The sequence below is a fragment of the Verrucosispora sp. SN26_14.1 genome, from assembly GCF_004307965.1.
In the GTDB taxonomy this organism is placed as follows: Bacteria; Actinomycetota; Actinomycetes; order Mycobacteriales; family Micromonosporaceae; genus Micromonospora.
The window spans coordinates 1-2583 of record NZ_SISL01000640.1 but is presented as its reverse complement, the minus strand read 5'-3'; the positions used below and the strand labels follow the sequence as shown (position 1 = coordinate 2583).

Here is a 2583-nt window from a genome sequence, read left to right as displayed (position 1 = left end):
GCACCGACGCCACCGGCCCCCGCCGCGCCGCCCCCGGTCTCCGCACCACCGGCTCACCGACCGGTCAGCGGACCACCGAGCCACCGACCGGTCTCCGCACCGCCCGCGGCCGCCGGGCCGGCACGCCCACCACGTGACCAGTCACCGGTCGACCGCCCACAGGGCGACCGCACTCCCGTCGAGCGCACGCCGTTCGAGCGCACTCCCGTCGACCGCACTCCCGTCGACCGCACTCCCGTCGAGCAACCAGCGGCCGAGCGACCACCGGTCGAGCGGTCCGTGCCGGAGACGTCGGCGCCTCGGCCCGACGCCCGGAAGCCGACCCGGTTCCTCCCGCCGCCGGCCGAGCCGGCCGCGTACTCGCCGCCACCGGCACCGCCCGAGAGCGGACCGGGTTGGTTCGGTGCCGCCGGTTCCGGTCCGGCGGTCACCCCCGATCGGCCCGCCCGTCACGGTTCCCCGGAGACACCGCCGGAGCCATCGTGGTTCAACGCCGGGCAGACCGAGACGGACCGGCCGGTCTCCGGACCACCGGTGCCCTCCCTGTCGACACCGACGTTCCGCTCCGATGACGACATCCCGGTCCGGCCGGTCTCCGGACCACCCACGACCCCGGTCTCCGGACCACCCGCACGGCCGGTCTCGGGGCCACCGGACCGGCCGGTCTCCGGAATCCCGGACCGGCCGATCTCGGGACCGCCGGCACGACCGGTCTCCGCGCCCGTCTTCCCGGAGACGTCGGTGGCGTCCGCTCCCTACTCGACGGACCCGGTACCGCAGCTCGCCATCCCGCCGACCGCGCCGGTCTCCGCACCGCCGGCCCTGGACTCCCTGTCGCCGGTCCTGGACACCTCACGGCCGGTCTCCGCACCTCCCGCCGCACCGGTCTCGGCAGTGCCCGCCACCTCGTCGGATCGGACGCGCACCACGGGCCCGGGCACCTCGGCGGAGTCGCGGACCCGCCCGGACCTCGACGCCCCGCCGACGCACGCCGCGCCGGTGTCCGCACCGCCGGACATCCCGGAACTGCCGGCAGACGACACCACGCCGCCCAGTACCGGGCCGTCGGAGAGCGGGCCGTTCACCGACGGGCTGCCGTCGTCGGACAGCGACGACGTCCTTTCCGAGGTGGGCAGCCCGCCACCCGACGCCGGCGCGGCAACACCGGGCGACGAGCCCGAACCGGAGCCGGAGGACGAGCCCGAGGAGGAGCCCGAGGCACCGGCCGACCCGGAGCAGGTGCTGGCGCACTACCCCTGGCGGCTCGACCCGACGACGCTGCGCGAACTGGTCGACGATCCGGAGGAACTGCGGGAACTCCGGCAGGGGCTCACCGACAAGCTCGACTCCGCCCTGGACAACCGTTCCCGGGCCCGGTTGCTGAGCCTGCGGGCGGTGGCCTCACGCGTACTCGGCGATCTCGACGACGCGGTGGACGACGGCCGGATGGCGCTGACCTACGCGGAGGCCACCGGCGAACTGCGGCGGTCCGCGCTGGCGCAGGCCCGGCTGGCGCACGTGTTGCGCTGGCGGGGCGAGTTCGCCGAGGCCGACCGGTTGTTCGCGGAGGCCAACTCGGTGGAGTTGCCGGACCGGTTGCGCGCGGCGTTGCACGAGCACGCCGCCCGCTCCTGCTACGACCAGGGCCGGTTGATGGAGGCGTGCCACCACTTCGAGCGCGCCCTCGACCTGCGCGGCGAGGGGGACGCCGAGTTGCTGGCCCGGGTACGCGTCGGCCTGGACGCGATCGCGGCGCGCGCCGAGGAGGGCGGCTTCGGGCCGTACCCGCGGAGTTGGGACGAGGTGCTGGAGCGGGAGCGGCCCCCGGCGCCCGCCCGCGACGGCGACGAGGGCCTGTGGGGGTACGCCGACGACGAGGGCGAGATGGTCGTGCCGGCCCGGTACGCCGAGGCCCAGCCGTTCCGGGAGGGTCTGGCCTGGGTACGCGGCCCGCAGAGCGACCGGTGGTCGTTGATCGACCTGACCGGTGAGACAGTGGTCGAGCCGACCTACCTGGCGGCCCGGCCCTTCTCCGACGGGCTGGCCTGGGTGGTGCGGGACGACAGCGGCTGGCTGGCGGTGGACACCGACGGTGCGGTGGTGGTGCCGCCCGGTTTCGCCGAGGTGCGGCCGTTCCGCCGGGGCGTGGCGGCGGTCCGCCGCGACGGGTGGGGTGCCGTCGACCGCACGGGGCAGATCGTGGTGCCCACCCGCTACCACGGTTTCCACACCACGCTCGCCGACGGCCGGTACGTCGACGGTTTCACCGACGAGGGGCTGGCCGTGGTGGACCTGGGTGGGCGCAAGGGTGTGGTGGACCGGACCGGTCAGGTGCTGGTGGCCCCGGCCCACCCGGTGCTGCTGATCCATCCGGTGGCGTTCCTGGCCACCAACGGTGTCGGGCAGTGGGGCGCGCTGGACCGGCGCGGCGGGTCGCTGATCGCCCCGGTGTTCCGCCACCCGGACGAGGTCGTGGCGGAGATCGAGGGACTGCTCAGCGACGCCAGCCCGATGCTCTGACCTGGACGGTCGGGTCGTCGCGGCGCGAGTGCGGCGGCCCGTACCTGTCTCTTATGCCCATCT

The 2583-nt window shown here is 75.4% G+C and carries 1 protein-coding gene; it reads left to right on the top strand.

Annotation, left to right across the window (positions count from 1 at the left end; translation table 11 throughout):
* The first annotated feature begins 279 nt into the window (after positions 1 to 279).
* The gene (locus EYA84_RS33765) at positions 280 to 2520 is read left to right on the top strand and encodes a WG repeat-containing protein (RefSeq protein ID WP_236146048.1); all 2241 of its coding nucleotides are present in this window, start codon (positions 280 to 282) and stop codon (positions 2518 to 2520) included.
* The last annotated feature ends 63 nt before the right edge of the window (positions 2521 to 2583 follow it).